Consider the following 22480-nt stretch of genomic DNA (forward strand, 5'->3'; position numbering starts at 1 on the left):
CCGTGCGCCTCGCCGACGGCGCGGGCGTCACGTGAAGGCGCGCATCCGCTGCAGCAGGTCGGGCCCGCGGCGGTCGAGCATCGACCCGCCGACGCGGACGCCCACGACCAGGACCGCGGTCCCGACCACGAGGCCGACGACGGCCGCGGCCCAGCCCAGCACCGCCGACTCGCGCACGACCGCGAGCAGCGCGAGCACGGCGGTCGGGGCTCCGAGGGCACCGACCGCGAGGAACCCGACCATCTGCGAGGTGAAGGCGGCCGCGCTCGTGCCCTGCTTGGTGCCGAAGGGGTTCTCCCCCGGCTGCTGCACCGGGTACACGACGGCCGCGGACACCACGCTGGCGCCCCCGAGCGACGTCAGGAGCAGCCCGGCGCTCGCCCCCAGCAGCGCCGGGAGCGCGTCCCAGCGGTCCGCGTACCAGACGGTGCCGAGCACCACGACCAGCGTGAGGGCCATCCCCAGCGACCCCGCCACCGCCACGCGCCCCCACCGGTCCGCGACCCCGCGCAGGGGGGACACGAGGTGCGTCCAGAACGCCGTGCCGTCGTACGCGACGTCGGCAGAGATGCTCCAGCCGACCGTGAAGGCCGCCGCCGGCCCGGCGATGAGCACGAGCGACGCCCCGGGGGCGGTGACGGCCAGCAGGATCGGCAGCACGGGCACGATCGCGACCGCGACCGCGTAGCGCGGGTCGCGGACCCAGTACGTCGCGGCGCGCGCCGCCACGGCACCCGTCGGGGTCGCGGGCAGGCGACCGAACCAGCCCAGGCCGCGCGCCCGGGAGTCCCCGCCCGCGCTGACCGGGTCGGTGAGCGTGCGGTCCAGCGCCCAGGACCAGACCCGCAGGGCCACGACGACCGTCGCGAGCGACACGGCCAGGCGCACGGCGACGCCCACCCCGTCACCGGCCGCCACGGCCGGCGCGAGGGCCCACGGTGCGCCGAGCGGCGTCCACGACAGGAACCCGGCGATCCCGCCGAGCCCGCCCACCCCGGACGCGGTCGCGGCGACCCCGTTGAGGATCGGCCCGAGGAAGATGAACGGCAGGATCGCCAGCGCGGCGACGACCTCCCGGACCCGTCGCCGCCCGATCACGGGCGCAAGGACCGTCGTCGTAGCGCGGGCGCCGACGGTGCACGCGAGGACCGCGAGGACCGCGCCGACCAGCGCCGCGACCGCGGCGAGCGGCTCGCGCCACCACGCCAGGGGCGTCGCCAGCGCGCCGAGCGCCGTGACGACGCCCGGGATCCCGATCAGCCCGGCGAGGGTCAGCCCCACGAGCAGGTCGCGGCGCGGGACGCCGAAGGTGACGAAGCGCCGGGGGTCGAGCGTGGAGTCGACACCGAACGCGACGAGCGGGACCACCCACCAGCCGAGCACGACGAGCGACCCCACGACCACCAGGACGTCGCCGCGCAGCTGCGGCTCCGCGAAGCTCAGGCCGATCGCGCCGGCGACCGCGGCGACCAGCACCGAGAGCCCGTACAGCGCCGCGACGACCAGGCCGACGACCTGCCACGCGCTGCGGCGCAGGCCGTTGCGCAGCAGCGCGAGCTTCAGTCGGACGAGGTGCGCAACCACGCGATGCCCTCCCCCGTGATCCTGCCGCCGACGAGGTCGACGAAGCGCTCCTCGAGCGACCGGCCGGCGCGCACCTCGTCCACCGTGCCCGCGGCGAGCACGTGGCCCTCGGCGATGACGGCCACGTGGTCGCACATGCGCTGCACGAGGTCCATGACGTGCGACGAGACCACGACCGTGCCGCCGCCCGCGACGTACTGGTGCAGGATCTCGCGGATGTTCGCCGCCGAGACGGGGTCCACGGCCTCGAACGGCTCGTCGAGCACGAGGACGCGCGGCGCGTGCACGAGCGCGCACGCGAGGGCGACCTTCTTGGTCATGCCGGCCGAGTAGTCCACGACGAGCGTGTCCGCGTCCTGCTCGAGCCCGACCGCGGCGAGCAGGTCCCGGGTGCGCGACACGACCGTGGGCCGGTCCAGCCCCTGCAGCAGGCCCGCGTACGTGACGAGCTGGGCGCCCGTCAGCCGGTCGAACAGGCGCACGCCGTCCGGCAGCACGCCGAGGGTGCGCTTGACCTCGACCGGGTGGGCCCACAGGTCGACGCCGTGGACCAGGACGGTGCCGGCGTCGGGGCGCAGCAGGCCGGTCGCCATCGACAGCGTCGTCGTCTTGCCGGCGCCGTTGGGTCCGACCAGCCCGTAGAACGACCCGGCGGGGATCTCCAGGTCGATGCCGGCGACCGCGACCTTCTGGCCGAACCTGCGCCACAGGCCGCGCAGGGTGATCGCGGGTGCGCCGGGCACGGGGGCGGGGCCGACCGGGGTGGAGCCCGGCAGCGGGCCGGGGGCCGGCTGCGGGAGCGGGGCTGGCGTCGTCACCCGACCGAGGATAGGGGCGGGCACCGACGCCCCGGATCCGTCGCGGGACGGAGGTGCGCCTCCGTCCCGCGACCGGTGCTCCGGCCGAGGTCCGGCGCGCCCCCGACGGGCGTGTGGGTGGTCGCTGGCACGCTGCGGACCATGGACCCCGACACCGCACTCGGTACCGCGCCGCTGCTCCTCGGCGCCCTGCTCGTGGGCGCCCTGCTCGGAGGGGTGGTCGCCTGGGCGCTCGCGTCCGCGCGTGCGGCGCGCACGTCCGACGAGCGGGTGCGCGCCGCCGAGGTCGACGCCGCACGGGCCCGGGCGCACCTGGAGGCCGAGCGCGCGGGCGCGTCGGACCGCTTCCGGGCGCTCGCCGACGAGGCCCTCGCGGCGACCAGCGAGCAGTTCCTCGCGCTCGCGCACCAGCGGCTCGCCGCCGAGCACCAGACCCAGGTCGGTGAGCTCGCGCAGCGGGAGCAGGCCGTGCGGGCGATGGTCGAGCCCCTGTCGCGCACGCTGGACCACGTCCGCTCCGAGCTCGTGGCCGCGGAGCAGGCCCGCGTCGAGGGCAACGCGGCCCTCGGGGAGCAGGTGCGGGCGATGCGGGCGGCCTCCGAGCAGCTGCGCGGCGAGACGTCGCAGCTCGTGACGGCGCTGCGCTCCTCGCAGGTGCGTGGCCGCTGGGGCGAGGTGCAGCTGCGCCGCGTGGTCGAGGCGGCCGGCATGATCGCGCACGTCGACTTCGTCGAGCAGGAGCAGGTCCGTACCGACGACGGGCTGCAGCGACCCGACATGGTGGTCAGGCTCGCGGGCGGCAAGCAGGTCGTCGTCGACGCCAAGGTGGCGTTCCTCGGGTTCCTCGACGCCGCGCAGACCGACGACGAGACCGTCCGCGCGCAGCGGCTCGCGGCGCACGCGCGGCACGTCCGCAAGCACGTCGACGACCTCGCCTCCAAGCGCTACTGGGACCAGTTCGCGCCCGCGCCGGAGTTCGTCGTCATGTTCGTGCCCGCCGAGTCCTTCCTGCACGCCGCCGCCGAGCAGGACCCGACGCTCATCGAGTACGCGTTCGAGCGCGACGTCGTGATCGCGACGCCTGTGACGCTGCTGACGCTCCTGCGGACGGTCGCGTACGCGTGGCGCCAGGACGCGCTGGCTGCCAACGCCCAGCAGGTGCTGACGCTCGGCAAGGAGCTGCACGGGCGGCTGGCCACCATGGGTGGCCACCTGGCCCGCCTCGGGCGCTCCATCGACGCCGCCGCCGGCGCCTACAACCAGGCGGTCGGCTCGCTCGAGTCGCGGGTGCTCGTCAGCGCGCGGCGCTTCGCGGACCTGCACGTGGTCGACGGCGACCTGCCGACCCCGGCGCCGTCCGACCCGCGCCTGACGGCGCTCAGCGCGCCGGAGCTCGTCGCGTCGGCCACGGACCACGTGGTCGCCCTCGACGACCTGGTGCTCGGCGAGCGGGCGGCCCGCCGCGACGCGCAGGCGCTGGCGGACGAGGCGGCCGAGCGCTCGCACGGTGCCGGGGGCGCCTCGAGCGCGTGAGCCGCGGCCCGGCCGGCGTCAGACGGGCTGGACGTCCAGCCGGCGCCGGCCGTCGGGACGCGGCCGGCCGGCGGGCTCGCCCGCGGCCTTGAGGTCGGCGCGCAGCTCGCGGGGCAGCGAGAACATGAGGTCCTCCGTCGCGGTCCGCACCTCCTCGACGTCGGCGAATCCGTGCCGGGCGAGCAGGGCGAGCACCTCGTCGACGAGGACCTCGGGGACCGAGGCACCCGACGTCACGCCCACGGTCGTCGCTCCCTCGAGCCAGGCGGGGTCGATCTCGGCGGCCTTGTCGACGCGGTAGGACGAGCGCGCGCCCGCGTCGAGCGCGACCTCGACGAGCCGCACCGAGTTCGAGGAGTTGGCCGACCCGACCGTCAGCACGACGTCGCACGCCGGCGCCAGCTTCTTGACCGCCACCTGACGGTTCTGGGTCGCGTAGCAGATGTCGTCGCTGGGCGGGTCCTGCAGGTGCGGGAACTTCACGCGCAGCCGCCGGACGGTCTCCATGGTCTCGTCCACCGAGAGCGTCGTCTGCGAGATCCACATGACCCGCTCCGGGTCGCGCACCTCGATGTGGTCCGCGTCGGCCGGCGAGTTCACGACCTGGATGTGCTCGGGCGCGTGCCCCTGGGTCCCCTCGACCTCCTCGTGGCCGTCGTGGCCGATGAGCAGGATGTCGAAGTCCTCGGCGGCGAAGCGCACGGCCTCCTTGTGCACCTTGGTGACCAGCGGGCACGTGGCGTCGATCGTCTGCAGGTTGCGGGCCGCGGCGCTGGCCTTCACGGCCGGCGAGACGCCGTGCGCCGAGAACACCACGCGGGCACCCTCGGGCACCTGGTCCGTCTCGTCGACGAACACCGCGCCACGCGCGGCGAGCGTGTCGACCACGTGCCGGTTGTGGACGATCTCCTTGCGGACGTACACCGGTGCGCCGTAGTGCTCGAGCGCCTTCTCCACGGCGACGACCGCGCGGTCCACGCCCGCGCAGTACCCGCGGGGGGCCGCGAGCAGCACGCGCTTGCGCGGGCCGGGGGCGTCGGACGCGCGCGCGTCGACGGGGTCGGGGAGAGCCTGGGTCACCGTCCCAGTCTAGGCCGGGACCCGCTGCGGCTCCGGGTGACGGCCGCCACCGTCACCCGACCTCCACCACACCCCCCGCCCCCGCCCCCGCCGCCGCACCCGCCGCCGGGCGACGTGTCGGACGCGTGCGGCAGGCTGGTGCCCGTGCAGCACGAGACCACCGCGGCGACCACGCCCGCCGACGCGCCGTCCGCGGCACCCCTGCCGCTGCCGCTCAAGGCCGCCGACACCACGCCCGAGCGACCGTGGCCGGTGCGGCACCTCGCGCCCAAGGTCGCGGACTACGTCGCCCGCATGCCGCCCGTGTGGGTCGAGGGTCAGGTGCTCAACGTGCGGCGGTGGAACTCCCTGCTGTTCCTCACGCTGCGGGACACCGACCTCGACATGTCGTTGTCCGTGACGCTGCCCGCCGTCGCGGCGATGAGCCTGGGCGACCGGTTCACGGACGGCGCGCACGTCGTGGTGCACGCGCGACCGCAGTACCAGGTGAAGAAGGGGTCGCTGGGGTTCGCGGCGGACCGCGTGCGCCTCGTCGGGCTGGGCGAGCTGCTCGCGCGCATCGAGCACCTCAAGGGCGTGCTCGCGGCCGAGGGCCTGTTCGACGAGCGCCGCAAGCAGCGTCTGCCGTTCCTGCCCGCGGTCGTCGGCCTGGTCTGCGCGCAGCAGGGGGACGCCGAGCACGACGTGGTGTCCAACGCGCGCGCCCGCTGGCCGGCCGTGCAGTTCGAGATCCGCCGGGTCACCGTCCAGGGGCCGTCCGCGGTGCCCGAGGTGAGCGCGGCCATCGCGGACCTCGACGCCGACCCGCGCGTCGAGGTCGTCGTCGTGGCGCGCGGCGGCGGGTCGTTCGAGGACCTGCTGCCGTTCAGCAACGAGACGCTCGTGCGCGCGGCCGCCGCGTGCCGCACGCCGCTGGTCAGCGCGATCGGCCACCACATGGACACCCCGCTGCTCGACCTCGTCGCGGACCTGCGCGCGTCCACGCCGACGGACGCCGCCAAGCGGGTCGTGCCGGACGTCACCGAGGAGCGGGCCCGCGTCGTGCAGGCGCGCGCCCGCACCCGGGCCGCCCTCGGCCACCGGCTCGCCCGCGAGGAGTCGACGCTCGCGCACTGGCGTGCGCGGCCCGTCCTGGCCCGCCCCGAGACGCTCGTCGACCCGCACGAGGACGCGCTGCACCGGCACTCCGCCCGCGGACGTGCGCTGCTGGACACCGCGCTCGCGCAGGCGGCGACGGCCACGGCGCGCCTCGCCGGGCAGGTGCGCGCCCTGTCCCCCGCCGCGACGCTGGAGCGCGGGTACGCGGTGGTCCAGCGCGCCGACGGCTCGGTGGTGCGCCGGCCCGACGACGTGGAGGTGGGCGACGCGCTGCGGGTGCGGGTCGCCGCCGGCGAGATCGCCGCGGCCGTCACCAGCGCCTGACCAGCGCCCGACCGGCGACCGCCGGCCGCTCGGGACCAGCGCCCGGACGACGCGGCCCGTCCCGCCGCGGGCTGGTTGACTGTGCGCGTGGCACGACGCGAGACGACCGAACCTGCCGGGTCGAACGACCCGGGGGTCTCCCCGCCCGACCCCGCGACCCTGGGCTACGAGCAGGCCCGGGACGAGCTCGCCTCGATCGTGGCGCGCCTGGAGTCCGGCGCCGGCACCCTCGAGGAGTCGCTGGCGCTGTGGGAGCGCGGGGAGGCGCTCGCCGCCCGCTGCCAGGAGTGGCTCGACGGTGCGCGGGCACGGCTGGCCGCAGCGCGCGGTGACGCAGGGACGACAGGGGCCGCCGACGCGGCCGACGAGGAGGAGCGGTGAGCGACAGCACGCACGGCCGTGCGCTGGTGATCGGGGAAGCGCTGGTGGACGCGGTCCGCCGGCCCGACGGGTCCCGCGAGGAGCTGCCCGGCGGCAGTCCCGCCAACGTGGCGCTCGGCCTCGCGCGCCTGGGCCGCCGCGTCGACCTGCTCACGTGGCTGGGGCCGGACGCGCGCGGCGACCTCGTGCGCGCCCACCTGGAGTCGGCCGGGGTCACGGTGCTGCGCGGCGACCGGTCGCCCGCGACGACGCCCGTCGCGACCGCCCACCTCGACGCCGCCGGTGTCGCGACCTACGAGTTCGACCTCGAGTGGGACCTGCCGAGCACGTGGGACGAGGCCGACGACGACGCGCTCGTCGTGCACACCGGGTCCATCGCCACCGTGCTGACGCCCGGCGCGCCGCGCGTGGCAGAGCTGCTGGAGAGCCGGCGCGCCGTCTCGACCCTCACCTACGACCCGAACCTGCGGCCGGCGCTCATGGGCGACCCCGCCGACGTGCTGCCGGTCGTGGAGCGACTGGTGCGCGCCGCCGACGTCGTCAAGGTCAGCGACGAGGACCTCGCGTGGTTGCTGCCCGGCGTCGCCCCGGCCGAGATCGCCGAGACGTGGAGCCGGTCCGGTCCTGCGCTCGTCGTGGTCACGCACGGCGGTGAGGGGGCGTTCGCGACGACGTCCGCGGGGGCTCGACTGACGGTCACCGCCCCGCGGGTCACCGTCGCCGACACCGTCGGCGCCGGCGACTCGTTCATGGGCGGCCTGATCGACGGCCTGTGGACCGCCGGCCTGCTCGGCGCCGACCGGCGCGGCGCCCTGCACGACGTGAGCAGCGCGACCGTCGAGCAGGTCCTGGCACGCTGCGCGCGGATCGCGGCGATCACGGTGTCACGCCCGGGGGCGAACCCGCCCTCCACCCAGGAGCTCGACCCGACGACGGAGGTCACGGCATGAACGCCACGGCGACGACCCCCCGCACGCCCGCCGAGGCGTGGGCCGAGCTCTGCGCGGGCAACGTGCGGTTCGTCGAGGACCGCATGGAGCACCCGTCGCAGGGATTCGACCGCCGCACCGAGCTGAGTGCGGCGCAGCACCCGTTCGCCGTGGTGTTCGGCTGCTCCGACAGCCGCGTCGCGGCCGAGATCATCTTCGACCGGGGCCTGGGCGACCTGTTCGTCGTCCGGACGGCGGGTCACGTCCTCGACACCACGGTCATCGGGTCGATCGAGTACGGGGTCGGGGTGCTGGGCGCTCCGCTGGTGGTGGTCCTCGCGCACGACTCGTGCGGTGCGGTCGCCGCGGCGGTCGACGCGATCACGCACGGCAACGTGCCGCCCGGGTTCGTCCAGGCCGTGGTCGACCGGGTCATCCCCTCGATCGTCGGGCTGACCGCGACCGGTCGGCCGCTCGACTCCTTCGACGCGGCGACGCTCGGCCACGAGCACGTGCTGCACACCGCCCGCCAGCTGCACGGGTACTCGGTGTCGCTCGCGGACGAGATCGCCGCCGGGCGCTGCGCGGTCGTCGCGGTGGAGTACACCCTCGCCGACGGGCGCGTGCGCCTGTCTCACGTCATCGGGGACATCGGCGCCGGCATGGGGGTCGTCCCGCCCCAGGAGTGAGGGCGGGCGGCGGGTCAGGCGGCCGTGTCGCGGTCGCGCGACCGGTCGGCGCGCTTGCGCGCCCGCTCGGTGGCCCGCCGCCGCTCCTCGACGCTCTCCTCGTCGGAGCGGCGCGCCGACTCCTCGTCGTAGGTGAGGTTGTCACCGGACTCGGGGTCGAAGACGAGCAGCCGCGCCGGGTCGAACCACAGCTCGGCGACGTCGCCGTCGCGCACGTGCGACTCGGCCCCGAGGGCCGCGACGAGCTGTGTGCGCATGTTCTCCCCGTCGAGCTCGCGGTCGAGCTCGGCGAGCGTGTCGGCGACGTCGTCGCGGGTCTCGAAGGGGATGTACGCGTACAGCTCGGCGCCGAGCCACTCGACGACGTCCACGTCCGCCTCGAACGTCACGCCGTGGCCGCGGGTCTCGTCGTCGAGCGTGTCGGCGTCCTCGAGGTGCTCCGGCCGCAGCCCGACGATGACGAGGTCGCGGTCCCCGATCCGCGAGCGCAGCTCGTCCGTCAGCGGCACCTCCGCGAGCGGCAGCCGCAGCACGTCCCCGTCGACCTCACCGGGCAGGAAGTTCATGGGCGGCGAGCCGATGAACCCCGCGACGAACAGGTTGACGGGGTGCTCGTAGAGCGCGCGGGGGCTCGCGACCTGCTGCAGCACGCCCTTCTTCAGGACGGCGACGCGGTCCCCCAGCGTCATGGCCTCCGTCTGGTCGTGGGTCACGTAGATCGTCGTCGTGCCGAGGCGCCGCTGCATGCGGGCGATCTCCGTGCGCATCTGCCCGCGCAGCTTCGCGTCGAGGTTGGACAGCGGCTCGTCGAACAGGAAGGCGCGGGCCTCGCGCACGATCGCGCGGCCCATCGCGACGCGCTGCCGCTGGCCACCGGACAGGTTCGCGGGCTTGCGGTCGAGGTGCTCCTGCAGCTCGAGGGTCGACGCGGCCTTCTCGACCCGCCGGCGGACCTCCTCCTCGGAGTACCGGCCCTTCTCGAGGCGCAGCGGGAACGCGATGTTCTCGAAGACGCTCAGGTGCGGGTACAGCGCGTAGTTCTGGAAGACCATCGCGAGCTTGCGGTCGCGCGGGGCCTTGTCGTTCACGACGTCCCCGTCGATGGAGATCTCCCCGTCGGTGATGTCCTCCAGCCCGACGACCATGCGCAGCAGCGTCGACTTCCCGCAGCCCGAGGGCCCGACGAGGATGACGAACTCGCCGTCCTCGATGTCCAGGCTCACGTCGTTCACGGCCGCGAACCCGTCGCTGTACTTCTTCACCACGTGGCTCAGCGTGATGGCAGCCATGGCGTTCCTCCCTCGTGCGGTGCGCGGGTCAGCCCTTGACGGCGCCCTGGGTGAGCCCGGCGACGATCTGGCGCTGGAACAGCAGCACCAGGACCACGACGGGGATGGTGACGATGACGGCGGCCGCGGAGATCGCGCCCGTCGGCTCCTCGAACTGGGAGGCCCCGGTGAAGAACGCGAGCGCGGCCGGCACCGGCCGGGCGGCCTCGGTCGACGTCAGGGAGATGCCGTAGACGAAGTCGTTCCAGGCGAGGAAGAACGCGATGATCGCGGTGGTCGCGACGCCCGGCCCGGCGAGCGGGACGATGACCTTGCGGAACGCCTGGGCGGTCGTCGCCCCGTCGACCTGCGCGGCCTGCTCCATCTCCCACGGGATCTCACGGAAGAACGCGGTCAGCGTCCAGATCGACAGCGGCAGGGTGATCGACAGGTAGGGGATGACCAGGCCGGCCCAGGTGTCGAACAGGCCGATCGCCCGCCAGATGTTGAACAGCGGGGTGACGATCGAGATGACGGGGAACATCGAGACCGCGAGCGACAGCCCGAGCACGAACGCCTTGCCGGGGAAGTCGAGCCGCGCGACCGCGTAGGCGCACAGCGCCGCGAGGACCACGGCGATCCCGGTGGCGATCAGGCAGATCCCCACGGAGTTGCGCAGCGCGGGCAGGAACAGCTCCGAGGCGCTGCCGGTGAGGATGAGCTCGTAGTTCTGCCACGTCACGGCCGACGGCAGGAACGAGCCGTTGTCCAGGTCGGACGGCGCCTTGAGCGACAAGGACACGATCCACGCGACCGGGAACATGCAGTACAGGACGATCGCCAGGGCACCGACCCACCACCACGCCGTCGAACGTCCGCTCATCGTCCCGCCCTCGTCGAGCCCGCCAGGTTGACCTTGAAGCCCTTGACGAACATCACGGCGATCAGCGCCACGGCGATCGTCAGCAGCACCGAGACCGCCGACCCGATGCCGATCTCGAGGCGCTGGATCGTCTGCCGGTAGGCGAGGAACGCGACCGACTCGGTGCCGGCGGCGCCGTTCGTCATGATGAAGATGTTGTCGAAGATGCGGAACGCGTCGAGCGTGCGGAACAGCAGCGCGACCATGATCGCGGCCTTCATGTTGGGGATCGTCACGCGGCGCATGCGCTGCCACCACGTCGCGCCGTCGACCTTGGCCGCCTCCTGCAGCTCCCCGGGCACCTGCGCCAGGCCCGAGAGCAGCAGCAGCGAGATGAACGGCGTCGTCTTCCAGATCTCCGAGAGCGCGACGACCGCCATCGACGTCCCGAACGACCCGAACCAGTCGAGGTCCTCGGGGACGAACGGGAGCCACAGGTTCATGAACCCGCTGGTGAGGTCGAACATGAACCGGAACGCGAACGCCGAGACGACCGTGATGATCGCGTACGGGATGAGGATGGCGGTGCGCAGCGCGGGCCGCAGGGTGCTCAGCGCGTTGTTCATGACGAGCGCCAGCGCGAACCCCAGGACCAGCTCGACGGCGACCGTGACGACCGTGATGAGGACGGTCACGCCCAGCGCCTGCCACCAGATGGAGTCGGACAGCACGAGCACGAAGTTGCCGAGGCCCACGAACGACCGCGCGTCGGGGTTGGTGAGCTTGTAGCTGAACAGCGAGTCCCAGACCGCCTGCAGGATCGGGTAGCCGACCACCGCGAGGAGCACGAGGATCGCCGGCGCGCACAGCATCATGCCCAGGCGGGCCTCCTGCCGCGCACGGTCCGACCGGTGCGGGGTCCGCGGCGCCCGCTGCGGCGGGGGCGCGGTGCTCGTCGTCGCGCTCACAGCAGCGCCCTCCCCTGCAGCACGTCGGCGATGAGCTGGTCGGCACGCCGCGGGCTGGTCTCCGGCGAGGCGGCGCCCGGCGGGTGCCACGTGCGCTGCACGCTCGAGGAGACTTCGTTGTAGAACGGCGTCTGCGGGCGGGGCGCCGCGTTCTGCAGCGACTCGCGGATGACGTCCGCCATGGGGAACGTGTCCTGGACCTCCGGGTCGTCGAACGCCGTGAGCGACGCCGGCGGGTTGCCGTCGGACAGGAAGTACTCGGCCTGCTTCTGCGGGTCGGCGATGCACTGCGCCGCCTCGAAGGCCAGGTCGACGTGGTCGCTGAACGCCCCGACGCCCAGGTTGATCCCGCCGTACGGGGGGCGCGCCTGCTCGCCGGCGACGGCCTGGGGGTACATCGCCCAGCCGATGTCGTCGAGCGCGGACTGCTCGAGGCTGCCGCCCTCGACCGCCGCCTGCGCGCGGGGCCACACGAACGGCCAGTTGACCATGAAGCCCGCCGACGAGCCCTCGAACATCGAGGCGTTGATGTCCTCGTTCGCGTTGGACAGCTGGGCGCCGCCGACCCCGGCGGCGGCGAGGTCCGCCATGATCTGCGCGGCGACGCGGCCGGCGTCCGAGTCGAGGCTGGGGACGACCTCCTGCGGGTCCTGCTCCTCGGGGTTCTCCAGGATGTGGCCGCCGGCGGACTCCACGAGCGCGTTGACCCACACGGTGAGCGACTCGGCGCGCACGCCCTGCACCGCGACCGTCACGTCCTGGGAGGCCGCCGCCTCGACGACCTGGTCCCACGTGACCGGCTGCGACATGTCCAGCCCGGCGGCCTCGGCGACCGACCGGCGGTACCAGAGCAGCTGCGTGTTGGCCCAGAACGGCACGGTGACGAGCTCGTCGTCGAAGCTCGCGCCCGCGACGGCGCCCTCGGCGACGTCCTGGGTGACGGCCTGCGCCACGTCGTCGGGGACGGGGGCCAGGAAGTCGGCGTTGGCGAACTCGGGGATGAACGGCGGGTCGATGCTCATGAGGTCGATCGACCCGTCGCCCGCCGCGAGCCGCCGCACGAGCTGCTCGCGCTGGCTCGGGGAGTCGCGCGGCAGCAGCGCGGTCTGCAGCCGGTACGCGCCGTCCGACTCCTGCGTGCACTGCGCGGCGATCCGCGCCTGCCCGCCCGAGTCCGGGTTGATGTACCACAGCAGGGTGGGCGGTCCCGCCTCGGCGGTCGCGCACGCCGCCAGGGGCGCGGCGAGCGCCAGGGCGAGGAGAGCCGCGCGTCGTCGCACGAGCGTCACCGGGCCTCTCACGTCGTCGGGAAGGACCGAACCGGACGAGGACATCCGACTACGCCGTGCGAGGTTCCGCCACCGGAGCGCGCGATCGCGGCCGCGGCCCCGCGCACGACACCGCGGCGGTGGAAGGATGAGCCCATGACTGACACGACCGGTCCCGACGTCGCGGCCACGGGGGCAGACGCTCCGCAGTACCGCATCGAGCACGACACGATGGGCGAGGTGCGCGTCCCGGCGCACGCCCTCTACCGCGCGCAGACGCAGCGCGCGGTAGAGAACTTCCCGATCTCGGGCAGCACGCTCGAGCGGGGTCACGTCGAGGCGCTCGCCCGCGTGAAGAAGGCCGCCGCGCGCGCCAACGCCGAGCTGGGCGTCCTGCCGCAGGACGTGGCGGACGCGATCGCGGCGGCCGCCGACGAGGTCGCGTCCGGCGTCCACGACGCGCACTTCCCCGTCGACGTGTACCAGACCGGCTCGGGCACCAGCTCGAACATGAACACCAACGAGGTGCTCGCGACGCTGGCCACGCGCCTGCTGGGCCGCGACGTCCACCCCAACGACCACGTCAACGCCTCGCAGTCCTCCAACGACGTGTTCCCGACCTCCGTGCACGTCGCCGCCACGGCGGGCGTCGTGCGCGACCTCGTACCCGCGCTGGAGCACCTCGCCGGAGCACTCGAGGAGAAGGCGACCGCGTGGGCGCACGTCGTGAAGTCCGGTCGCACGCACCTCATGGACGCCACCCCCGTGACGCTCGGCCAGGAGTTCGGCGGGTACGCCGCGGCGATGCGGTACGGCGTCGAGCGGCTGCGGGCGGCGCTGCCGCGCGCGGCCGAGGTCCCGCTGGGCGGCACCGCGGTCGGCACCGGCATCAACACCCCGGCCGGCTTCCCGCAGCGGGTGATCGCGCTGCTCGTCGAGGACACCGACCTGCCGCTGACCGAGGCCCGGGACCACTTCGAGGCGCAGTCGTCCCGCGACGGCCTCGTCGAGCTCTCGGGTGCGCTGCGCACCATCGCCGTCAGCCTCACCAAGATCTGCAACGACCTGCGCTGGATGGGCTCGGGCCCCAACACCGGCCTCGGCGAGATCGCGCTGCCGGACCTGCAGCCGGGGTCGTCGATCATGCCGGGCAAGGTCAACCCGGTCGTCCCCGAGGCCGTGCTCATGGTCTGCTCCCGCGTCGTCGGCAACGACGCGACGGTCGCCTGGGCCGGCGCGTCCGGGTCGTTCGAGCTCAACGTGCAGATCCCCGTCATCGCCTCGGCGGTCCTCGAGTCGATCCGCCTGCTGTCCACCGCGTCGCGCGTGCTGGCGGACCGCACGGTCGCGGGCACGACGCCCAACGTCGAGCGGGCGCGGGCGCTGGCCGAGTCCTCGCCCTCGATCGTCACGCCCCTGAACCGGACCATCGGCTACGAGAACGCCGCGAAGATCGCCAAGCACGCCGTCAAGGCCGGCGTCACGATCCGCCAGGCGACGATCGACCTGGGCTTCGTCGAGCGCGGCGAGCTCACGCTCGAGCAGCTCGACACCGCGCTCGACGTGCTCGCGATGACCCGCCCGCCGCAGGCCTGAGCCCGCGGGGGCGTCCGGCGACCCGCGCCCGGACGCCCCCGCACGGGTGAATGCACCCGTCAGCCGACCCAACCTTTTCTGTCACTCGAACGGGTGTTGGGGTGCCGCCCACCTGCGGCTTTGCGTCACCTAGCATCGCCGTCAGCCGCCCGGCACCCGGGCGGCTGACGGTGGCACGGTGAGAGGCAGGGCACATGGGGTGGCGGTCGCAGGTCCTCCTGGGGCGCCTCCGCGACCAGGCGACCGTCATCGCGACCGTCGCCGTCGTCACCTTCGTCGCGACGACGCTGCTCGGGACGTTCGCGTTCCTGCTCGACGTCACCAGCAACGACGCGGTCGACGCGGCGATCGCCCGCGTGCCCGACTCCGCGGTGAGCCTCGAGGCCGTCATCCGGGTCAACAAGAAGGACGCCGCCGCGGCGCTCGCGGCCGCCGACGCGACGTTCGCCGCGACCCTGGGCGACGCCCCCACCGACTCCACGACGTGGCTCACCGGGCGCATGTGGTCCCTGCCCCGCCCCGCGACCGACCGGCTCGCACCCGTCGCGTACCCGGCGAGCACGCCCCTGCTCCCGGAGCAGGGTGAGCTCGTGGCGGGCGCGTGGCCGGACCGTGCGCGCGACGCCGACGGCCGCCTCCTGGTCAACGTGCCCGACGTCGCCGCGCAGCGGTACGCGTGGACGGTCGGGACCGTCCTGCCGGTCCGCACGCTCGGCGGCCAGACGGACGACACGTGGGTCGTCGTCGGGACGCACCGGCTCACCGGCTCCTCGGCGTCGTGGTCCCGCGACCTGCTCAAGGGTGCCGGTCACGACAGCCGCTACCCCGCGCTCGGCACCGGCGGCAGGCTCACCGTCGACGCGTGGGGACCGATGGTCGTGGCGCCCGACGCGCTGCTGGGCGTCGGCACCGTCGAGACCGCGCACGTCGTGACGACGCCCGACCTGACGGGTGCCGCGCGGGGCACGCTCACCCAGGTCCGCGAGGAGCTCGAGTCCACGCAGGCCAGGCTGTCCGCCGCGCTGCGCGACGCCGGCTCCAGCGGGTTCGTGCGCACGCGGCTCGGGCAGACCATCGACGCCGCGTGGCGTGAGCTCACGGTCACCCGCGTCGGGGTCGTCGTCGTGGGGCTGCTGCTCGTGGTGCTCGCCACCTCCGTGATGCTGCTCGCCGCGCGCCTCCTCGGGGAGCGACGCGCCGCCGAGGGCGAGCTCGTCGCCGCGCGCGGCGCCTCCCCGGCGCAGCTGCGCTCCCTGGCGGTCCTCGAGGCGGCGGCGATCGCGGCACTCACCGTGGCCGTCGCACCGTGGGCAGCACGTGCCGCGTACACGCAGCTGGCCGACGCCGGAGGTCTGGGTGCAGCCGGCCTGGGCACGCCCGCGGGGGTCCCCGCGTCCGTCTGGGTCGCCTGCGCGACCGTCGCGAGCGTCCTGGCCGTGTCGCTGGTCGTGCCGTCCTGGCACACCACCGGCTCGTCCAGCGCCGCCGCGCACGCCGGCCTGGTCCGCGCGGGGGCCGACCTCGCGCTCGTCGTCCTCGCGGGCCTGGCCCTGTGGCAGCTGCTCGACTACGGCGCGCCCCTCACCCGCGGGCCGTCCGGCGCGAACCTCGACCCCGTGCTCGTCGTCGGGCCCGCGCTCGTCACGCTCGGGGCGGCCGTCCTGGCGCTGCGCGCGGTCGCGCCGCTGGCCCGCGGTGCCGACGTCGTCGCGCGCCGCAGCACCTCCCTGGTCGTCCCGCTCGCCGCCTGGCAGGTCTCGCGACGGTTCGCCGCGGCGACCGGCACGACCCTGGTCGTCGTCCTCGCCGTGTCCGCCGCGACGTTCTCCCACGCGTTCCTCACGACGTGGCGCACGTCGCAGGTCGAGCAGGTCGACCTCGCCGTGGGCGCCGACGCGCGCGTCGACGGCGTCCGTGGCGACCACCTGACCGCGTCGGCCGACGCCCGCGCGGCCCTGGCGGACGCCCCACCCGGTGCCCACCTGCAACCGGTCGTGGACCGCCCGGGGATCGTCGGGCGCACCCTCGGGCCCGAGCAGCGCAGCTCGGGGTTCGAGGTGCAGGTGCTCGCCGTCGACACCGGACGCCCGCAGGCGCTGCGGGGCCGCACGGAGGTGCCCTGGGCCACGCTCGTGGGTGACCTCGCGGCTCCCGTCGGCGCCCCGGGAGCGGACGACGCCGGGACGGTGCTGCCCGGCGACCCCCAGTGGCTCGTGGCGACGATGACGGCGGGCTCGTTCCCCTCCTGGGTGGGCTCGCTGCACCCCGTGCTGGCCGTCGAGGACGAGGCGGGCGTGCGCGCGTGGCTCAGCGTCCCGGAGCTCTACCTCGACGTGCCGACCACCGTCGTCGTGGCGGTGCCGCGCGCGCTGGGCCCCCTGCGCCTGGTCGCCCTGTCGGCCGTGGTCTCGCTGTCCGGGACCGCGCCGGCGGAGGACGGCGACGACGCACCCACCGGACGCCTCGGTCAGGTGTGGCTCGCCGTCGACGACGTCCACGTCGTGGACCGGGCCGTCGGGGCGACCTCGCAGGAGCAGGCCGCGGCGCTCGTGCCGACGCACGGCACCCCCGTGGAGCTCGTGACCACCGGCTGGCAGGGCAACGCCACCAGCGGAGGGACCGTGCGCGGTGTGACCACCGGACCCGACGTGGGGCCGTACGCGTCGGGCGAGGGCGTCGGTCCCGGTGCCCTCGTCCTGGACGGCTCGTTCGACCTGGTCGCGATGGACGGCGGCAACGGCCGGCTCGTCGCGCACGCGTGGCCCACGCACGGCCCGGTCCGTGCGCTCGTCACCGAGGCCGTCGCCGAGCGCGCGCAGCTGCGACCCGGGGCGCGGTTCTGGGTCCGCGTCGGGGACGCCCAGGTCCAGGCGTACGTCGAGGGCGTCGTGCCGTACCTGCCGGGTGTGCCGCGCGGACCGGCGATGCTCGTGGACCGCGACGCTCTGGGACGCGGGACGGTCGAGGCCTCCGGCACCGCGTCCCTGCTCGACTCCTGGTGGCTGACCGCGTCCGACGCCGACGCACCGCTGCTCGCCGCGGCGGTCGGCCGCGCCACCGACGGTGCGGCGACCGTGCGGGCCACGGAGCGGACGGCCGCCGTCGCCGGTCCCCTGCGGGCGGCCGTGCCCGCGGCCCTGTCGCTCGTGAGCGCCGCGACCCTCGTGCTCGTGCTCGTGGGGCTCGGCGCGAGCGCCGCCGCCGCGATCCGCTCCCGGCGCCTCGAGCTCGCGCGGCTGCAGGCGCTCGGCGCCGCGCGGACGTCCCTCGTGCGTGGCCTGGTGGGCGAGCACACGGTCCTGGTCGTGGTCGGCGCGCTCGCGGGCGTGGCGATCGGGTACGGCCTGTCGAGGGTCGTCACGCCCGTCCTGACGGTCTCCCCCGACGGCCGACGACCCGTCCCTGCGCCCCTGCCGGCCTGGGAGGACGGGGCGGCCCTGGTCATCACCGGCGGCCTGGTGCTCGCCGCGTGCGCCGTGGTCGCACTCCTGGCGGTCGTGCTCGTGCGGCGCGCCTCCGGCGCGCTGCTGCGGCTGGGGGACGACCGATGAGCGACACCGCGACCCGCGCCCGCGCGGCGACGGCCGACGCGCTCCTGGTGACCGGGCGGCGGGCCCGGCAGGACCGGGGCCTGCTCGTCGGCAGCGCCCTCCTGCTGCTCGCGACGCTGCTCCTCACGCTCGCCGTGCCGCGCCTCGTCGAGCGCACCGCCGACCTCGCGGTGCGCGAGACGATCACCGCGGCCGGCGCCGACGCCGAGCTCGTCGCGGTCAGCCAGCCCGATCCCGTGACCGGGACCGTGCGGGCCCCCGACGACGCGGGCTACTCGGCCGCCGGGTGGCTCGCCCAGGAGTTCGGCGACACCGTCGAGACGCCGGTCGTCGCCCTGACGTCGGCGCACGCCACCATGCGCACCCCGGTCGGCGCGTTCGCGCTCAACCTCGTGCACGTCGGGATGCCCCGCGCGCCCGGCCCGATCGTCCGCTGGGTCGCGGGCACGGAGCCGGGTGCGGTCCCCGAGAGCCAGCAGCACCGGGGCAACGGGGACGGGCCGCGCGTCGTGCACGTCGGGCTCAACGTCGACGCCGCCGCGGAGCTCGGCATCACGCTCGACGACGGGCCGTTCGTCATGCGCCGGCACACGACGGGCGACTACGACCACGTCGTCGTGACCGGGCTGTACGAGGCGGTCGACCCGGGCGCCCGCGTGTGGGGCGACCACCCCGGTCTCCTCACGGCGATCACGTCCCCGCCGGGGACCGCGACCGCCCTGCAGACCACGGCGTACGTCCCGTTCGACGCGATCCCCGACATGGTGCACGTGGTGGGGCGCAACGGCGTCGCGGTGACCGCACGGGCGCCGGTGCGGACGGACGGCATGACGGTCGCCGACGCCCACCGGCTCGTCGACGCGGTCGAGGCGAGCGCCGCCCGCTCGGCGACCATCGCCAGCGGCCTGCCGGACGTCGTCGCCGCGTTCGACGCCCGCATGTCCGCCGCGCGTGCGCAGGCGTCGCTCGTGGTCGCCGGCGTCGCGACCGCCGCCGCCCTGTGCCTCGTGCTCGCCGCCTCCCTGCTCGTGACGCGACGCCGGCCGTTCCTGGCCGCCGAGCGCGCGCGGGGTGCGTCGATCGACTCGGTCGTGGCACGCGCCCTGCTCGAGTCCGCACCGGTGGTGCTCGTCGCCCTGGTGCTCGCGGGCACGACCGTCGCCGTGACGCTGCCCGACCGGCGGGGCTCGGTGCTGCTCGCCGCGGCCGTGGCGGCCGTCGCCGTGCTCGCGCCGGCGGTCCTGGCGGCACGCACGGCCGCCGGTGCGTGGGACGGCCGGCGCGTCCCCGCGGACCGGCGGGCCCGCGCGGCCCAGCGCGCACGTGGGCAGGCCCGGCGGATCGTCGTCGAGGCGCTCGTCGTGGTGGTCGCGGCCGCGGCACTCGTCTCGGTCCGGGGTCGCGGGCTCGTCCCGCTCGGTGCCGGGGAGGTCGACCCGCTGCTCGCGGCGGCCCCCGTGCTGGTGGCGTCCGCGGCCGCGCTGGTCGTGGTCCGCCTGTCCCCCGCGGCCGTCCGCGCCGCCGGGTGGTGGGCGGCGCGCTCGCGCGGCCTCGCGGCACCCCTCGCGGTCGCACGCGCGCACGGCGCGACGACGGCGGTCGTGCCGCTGCTGACCGTCACGGTGAGCGTGGCGCTCGTCGTGCTGTGCGGCACCCTCGTGCACACCGTCCGCACGGGTCAGCAGGCCGCGGCGGACCACCTGGTCGGCGCACCGGTGCGGCTCGACGGGCGGATCACCGCCGGCAACGGCGCCGACGCGCTCGCCCGGATCGCGACGGACCCGGGCGTCACCGCGGTGGCGACGGCGGCCCAGGTGCGCGACCGCGCCTTCGGCGTGCGCACCGGGCTGAGCGCCACGCTGCTCGTCGTCGACGCCGCGGAGCTCGCGCAGGTGCGGGCGGCCGCCGGGCTCCCGGTCGACGACGGCCTGGCCGCGCTCGCGGAGCCCGGGCCCGCCGGGACGGTCCCGGCGCTCGTGAGCACCCCGCTGCTGGAGCGCGCGCAGGCGCTGGACGCCGAGCCCGTGATGTCCGCGCTCAACGCCTCCGTGCAGCTCGACGTGCGCGGCACCACGGAGCTGCTGCCCGACGGCGGCGCCCCGACCCTCGACGCCCGCGTCACGACCCGGCCGACCGACGACGACGGGGTCGTCGTGGTGGACCGGGCGGTGCTCGCCGCCGTCGCCGACCAGCGGCCGACCGTGGACCGCGCCTGGGTGAGCGGCCCGGGCGCCGTCGCGGCCGTCGAGTCCGCGGGTCTCGCGCCCACCGCGTCCTCCGGCGTGGTCGTCACGACGCGGGACGGCTGGTGGCAGGCGTGGTCCCGGGCACCGCTGACGTCGGCGCTGACGACGCTGCTGCTCGCCGCCGCGGCCACGCTCGCCGCGCTGTCGGTGCTGGCCCTCGTCCTGGTCGTCGTGGCCACCGCCCGCGAGCGCGGCCGGACCCTGTCGGCCCTGCGGACGCTGGGCCTCGACGCGCGGACCGCCCGCTGGGCGACGCTGGGCGAGCTGGCGCCCCTCACGCTCGGCGGGCTCCTCGGCGGTCTGGTCATCGGGCTGGGGGTGCCCGTGCTGATCGGCGACGCGCTGGGGCTGCAACGCCTGACGGCGGAACCGGGAGGTGTCACGGTGGACGTCACGTGGTGGCCGGTCGCGCTCGCGGTGGCGGCGCTCGGCGTCGCCCTCGTGGTCGCGATCGCGGTGGAGCAGGCCGTGCGCCGGCGGGACCGGCTCGGCGAGGTGCTACGGGTGGGTGAACGATGACCAGGAGGGAGCAGGCCATGGACCACGGGTCGACGGTGCAGGGCGCACCCGCGACGAGCCTGGCGACGCTGGAGGAACGTGCCCGGGCCCGTCCCGAGGCGTTCGGGCGGACGTCGCTGATCGTGTGCGAGTCCCTCGTGCGCATCTACCAGTCCGAGGGGATCGAGGTGCAGGCCCTGCAGGGCCTGGACCTGCTGGTCGACGAGGGCGAGCTCGTCGCCGTTGTCGGGGCGTCGGGCTCCGGCAAGTCGACGCTGCTGTCCGTGCTGTCGGGGCTCGACGTGCCGACCGCCGGCCACGTGCGCGTCGCCGAGTGGGACCTCATGACGATGACGGCCCGCGAGCGCGTCGAGTACCGCCGCTCGACCGTCGGGTTCGTGTGGCAGCAGACCGCCCGCAACCTCGTGCCGTACCTGACGGCCGCCGAGAACGTCGCCCTGCCGATGGCGCTGGCGGGGCGCCCGCGCCGGCAGCGGCGCACCGAGGCCGCCGCCCTGCTGGACGTGCTCGGCGTCGCGTACTGCGCGGACCGGCGGCCCAGCCAGATGTCCGGCGGCGAGCAGCAGCGCGTGGCCATCGCGGTCGGCCTGGCCAACTCGCCGCGGGTGCTGTTCGCCGACGAGCCGACCGGTGAGCTCGACACCGCGACGTCGAACGACGTCCTGGAGGCGATGCGCGCGGTCAACCGGGACCTGGGCACCACGGTCGTGGTCGTCACGCACGACCCGAGCGTGAGCGACCACGTGCAGCGCACGGTGGAGATCCGCGACGGCCGCACCAGCTCGGAGGTGCTGCGCCGCACCGCGACCCGCGACGACGGCACCGAGCACGAGGTCGCCGAGGAGTTCGCCGTGCTCGACCGCGCCGGCCGCGTGCAGCTGCCGCAGGACTACCGCGAGACCCTCGACCTCGTCGGGCGCGTGCGCCTGACGCTCGAGCAGTCGCACATCGCGGTGCGCCCCGGTGACCGCGGCGCACCCGGCGGCGAGCACGCGGGCCGGACCGGCCGCGACGACCAGCCCGGACACGGACGGAGAGCGCGATGACCGCCACCAGCACGGCCCGGCCGGGTCCCGACCAGGCCGCCGACGGCCCGCTCGTGCTCGTCGAGCACGTCGACCGCACCTACGGCTCGGGGCACGCGGCGGTGCACGCGCTGCAGGACGTGTCCCTCGAGGTCGCCCCGGGCGAGCTCGTGGCGCTCGTGGGGCGCTCCGGCTCCGGCAAGACGACGCTGCTCAACACGATCGGCGGGCTCGACCGGCCCGACGCCGGGCGTGTCGTCGTGGCGGGGCGCGAGGTGTCGTCCCTCGACGAGAAGGGGCTGGTGTCGCTGCGCCGGGACGTCGTGGCGTTCGTGTTCCAGACGTTCGGGCTCGTCCCGGTCCTGACGGCCGCGGAGAACGTCGGGGTGCCGCTGCGGATGCTGCGCACGCCCGTGGCGCAGCGCGAGGCGCGGGTGCAGCTGCTGCTGGACCTCGTGGGCCTGGGGCCGCACGCCCAGCAGCGTCCCGGGCAGCTCTCCGGTGGTCAGCAGCAGCGCGTCGCCATCGCCCGTGCGCTGGCGAACTCCCCGCGCCTGCTCATCGCCGACGAGCCGACGGGCCAGCTGGACTCCGAGACGGGGCGGGCGGTCATGGCCCTCATCCGCGCGGTGGTGGAGGCCGAGGGCATGACGGCGATCGTGTCGACCCACGACCCGGTGATGGTCGCGCTGGCCGACCGGGTGGTGCACCTGGCCGACGGCCGGCTCGTCGACGCCTGAC

General features: G+C 75.3%; 17 protein-coding genes. 10 read left to right on the top strand and 7 right to left on the bottom strand.

Annotation, left to right across the window (positions count from 1 at the left end):
- Positions 1-27: 27 nt before the first annotated feature.
- Together Cph01nite_RS10995 and Cph01nite_RS11000 are read right to left on the bottom strand one after the other, a co-directional pair.
- Positions 28-1584 carry a hypothetical protein gene (locus Cph01nite_RS10995; RefSeq protein WP_203674097.1) on the bottom strand — a complete coding sequence of 519 codons (1557 nt, stop codon included), beginning with the start codon at positions 1582-1584 and terminating at the stop codon, positions 28-30.
- Positions 1560-2402, bottom strand: a complete 843-nt coding sequence (locus tag Cph01nite_RS11000) for an ABC transporter ATP-binding protein (protein WP_373307563.1) — start codon at positions 2400-2402, stop codon at positions 1560-1562. The genes Cph01nite_RS10995 and Cph01nite_RS11000 overlap by 25 nt, the downstream gene beginning before the upstream one ends.
- A gap of 141 nt (positions 2403-2543) precedes the next feature.
- Here Cph01nite_RS11000 and Cph01nite_RS11005 point away from each other — a divergent pair, with 141 nt between their 5' ends.
- Entirely contained in the window at positions 2544-3935 is a 1392-nt protein-coding gene (locus tag Cph01nite_RS11005) for a DNA recombination protein RmuC (RefSeq protein WP_203674099.1), read from the top strand.
- 18 nt (positions 3936-3953) lie between these two features.
- Here Cph01nite_RS11005 and Cph01nite_RS11010 read toward each other — a convergent pair whose 3' ends face one another.
- Positions 3954-5015 (bottom strand): 4-hydroxy-3-methylbut-2-enyl diphosphate reductase, encoded by a 1062-nt coding sequence (locus tag Cph01nite_RS11010; protein WP_203674101.1) that lies wholly within the window; start codon positions 5013-5015, stop codon positions 3954-3956.
- A gap of 138 nt (positions 5016-5153) precedes the next feature.
- Here Cph01nite_RS11010 and xseA point away from each other — a divergent pair, with 138 nt between their 5' ends.
- The 4 genes from xseA to Cph01nite_RS11030 all read left to right on the top strand — a co-directional run bounded on the left by xseA (position 5154) and on the right by Cph01nite_RS11030 (position 8436).
- Positions 5154-6437 (top strand): exodeoxyribonuclease VII large subunit, encoded by a 1284-nt coding sequence (gene xseA / locus Cph01nite_RS11015; protein WP_373307564.1) that lies wholly within the window; start codon positions 5154-5156, stop codon positions 6435-6437.
- 87 nt (positions 6438-6524) lie between these two features.
- Positions 6525-6818, top strand: coding sequence for an exodeoxyribonuclease VII small subunit (locus Cph01nite_RS11020; protein ID WP_239069195.1), 294 nt, complete (start codon positions 6525-6527; stop codon positions 6816-6818).
- Positions 6815-7768 (top strand): carbohydrate kinase family protein, encoded by a 954-nt coding sequence (locus Cph01nite_RS11025; protein WP_203674103.1) that lies wholly within the window; start codon positions 6815-6817, stop codon positions 7766-7768. The genes Cph01nite_RS11020 and Cph01nite_RS11025 overlap by 4 nt, the downstream gene beginning before the upstream one ends.
- The gene (locus tag Cph01nite_RS11030; protein WP_203674104.1) at positions 7765-8436 is read left to right on the top strand and encodes a carbonic anhydrase; all 672 of its coding nucleotides are present in this window, start codon (positions 7765-7767) and stop codon (positions 8434-8436) included. The genes Cph01nite_RS11025 and Cph01nite_RS11030 overlap by 4 nt, the downstream gene beginning before the upstream one ends.
- Positions 8437-8450: 14 nt before the next feature.
- Here the strand turns inward: Cph01nite_RS11030 and Cph01nite_RS11035 are convergent, their stop codons facing one another.
- The 4 genes from Cph01nite_RS11035 to Cph01nite_RS11050 are packed head-to-tail and all read right to left on the bottom strand — an operon-like array spanning position 8451 to position 12814.
- Positions 8451-9725, bottom strand: coding sequence for an ABC transporter ATP-binding protein (locus Cph01nite_RS11035; protein ID WP_203674105.1), 1275 nt, complete (start codon positions 9723-9725; stop codon positions 8451-8453).
- Between the two features lie 28 nt (positions 9726-9753).
- Positions 9754-10587 (bottom strand): carbohydrate ABC transporter permease, encoded by an 834-nt coding sequence (locus Cph01nite_RS11040; protein ID WP_203674106.1) that lies wholly within the window; start codon positions 10585-10587, stop codon positions 9754-9756.
- The gene (locus tag Cph01nite_RS11045; RefSeq protein WP_239069196.1) at positions 10584-11534 is read right to left on the bottom strand and encodes a carbohydrate ABC transporter permease; all 951 of its coding nucleotides are present in this window, start codon (positions 11532-11534) and stop codon (positions 10584-10586) included. Before Cph01nite_RS11045 ends, Cph01nite_RS11040 begins: the two co-directional genes overlap by 4 nt.
- Positions 11531-12814, bottom strand: coding sequence for an extracellular solute-binding protein (locus tag Cph01nite_RS11050; RefSeq protein WP_239069197.1), 1284 nt, complete (start codon positions 12812-12814; stop codon positions 11531-11533). Before Cph01nite_RS11050 ends, Cph01nite_RS11045 begins: the two co-directional genes overlap by 4 nt.
- 144 nt (positions 12815-12958) lie before the next feature.
- Between Cph01nite_RS11050 and Cph01nite_RS11055 the strand changes: the two genes are divergently transcribed.
- The 5 genes from Cph01nite_RS11055 (at position 12959) to Cph01nite_RS11075 (ending at position 22479) form a co-directional block, all read left to right on the top strand.
- Positions 12959-14398: a class II fumarate hydratase gene (locus tag Cph01nite_RS11055; RefSeq protein ID WP_203674110.1), complete on the top strand. Its 1440-nt coding sequence runs from the start codon at positions 12959-12961 to the stop codon at positions 14396-14398.
- Positions 14399-14592: 194 nt separating this feature from the next.
- On the top strand, positions 14593-17949 hold the full coding sequence (locus Cph01nite_RS11060; protein ID WP_203674112.1) for an FtsX-like permease family protein: 3357 nt from the start codon (positions 14593-14595) through the stop codon (positions 17947-17949).
- Positions 17946-20714, top strand: coding sequence for an FtsX-like permease family protein (locus tag Cph01nite_RS11065; protein ID WP_203674114.1), 2769 nt, complete (start codon positions 17946-17948; stop codon positions 20712-20714). Before Cph01nite_RS11060 ends, Cph01nite_RS11065 begins: the two co-directional genes overlap by 4 nt.
- Positions 20715-20731: 17 nt before the next feature.
- Positions 20732-21760 (top strand): ABC transporter ATP-binding protein, encoded by a 1029-nt coding sequence (locus Cph01nite_RS11070; protein WP_239069198.1) that lies wholly within the window; start codon positions 20732-20734, stop codon positions 21758-21760.
- The gene (locus Cph01nite_RS11075) at positions 21757-22479 is read left to right on the top strand and encodes an ABC transporter ATP-binding protein (RefSeq protein WP_203674116.1); all 723 of its coding nucleotides are present in this window, start codon (positions 21757-21759) and stop codon (positions 22477-22479) included. The genes Cph01nite_RS11070 and Cph01nite_RS11075 overlap by 4 nt, the downstream gene beginning before the upstream one ends.
- The last annotated feature ends 1 nt before the right edge of the window (position 22480 follow it).

This window comes from Cellulomonas phragmiteti, assembly GCF_016862775.1.
GTDB lineage: Bacteria > Actinomycetota > Actinomycetes > Actinomycetales > Cellulomonadaceae > Cellulomonas > Cellulomonas phragmiteti.

Excerpts from the sequence above, each read along its gene's own strand:
- Cph01nite_RS11005 (WP_203674099.1), top strand. The coding sequence starts at position 2,544 with ATGGACCCCGACACCGCACTCGGTACCGCGCCGCTGCTCCTCGGCGCC.
- Cph01nite_RS11030 (WP_203674104.1), top strand. The coding sequence starts at position 7,765 with ATGAACGCCACGGCGACGACCCCCCGCACGCCCGCCGAGGCGTGGGCC.
- Cph01nite_RS11035 (WP_203674105.1), bottom strand. The coding sequence starts at position 9,725 with ATGGCTGCCATCACGCTGAGCCACGTGGTGAAGAAGTACAGCGACGGG.
- Cph01nite_RS11040 (WP_203674106.1), bottom strand. The coding sequence starts at position 10,587 with ATGAGCGGACGTTCGACGGCGTGGTGGTGGGTCGGTGCCCTGGCGATC.
- Cph01nite_RS11055 (WP_203674110.1), top strand. The coding sequence starts at position 12,959 with ATGACTGACACGACCGGTCCCGACGTCGCGGCCACGGGGGCAGACGCT.
- Cph01nite_RS11060 (WP_203674112.1), top strand. The coding sequence starts at position 14,593 with ATGGGGTGGCGGTCGCAGGTCCTCCTGGGGCGCCTCCGCGACCAGGCG.
- Cph01nite_RS11065 (WP_203674114.1), top strand. The coding sequence starts at position 17,946 with ATGAGCGACACCGCGACCCGCGCCCGCGCGGCGACGGCCGACGCGCTC.
- Cph01nite_RS11070 (WP_239069198.1), top strand. The coding sequence starts at position 20,732 with ATGGACCACGGGTCGACGGTGCAGGGCGCACCCGCGACGAGCCTGGCG.
- Cph01nite_RS11075 (WP_203674116.1), top strand. The coding sequence starts at position 21,757 with ATGACCGCCACCAGCACGGCCCGGCCGGGTCCCGACCAGGCCGCCGAC.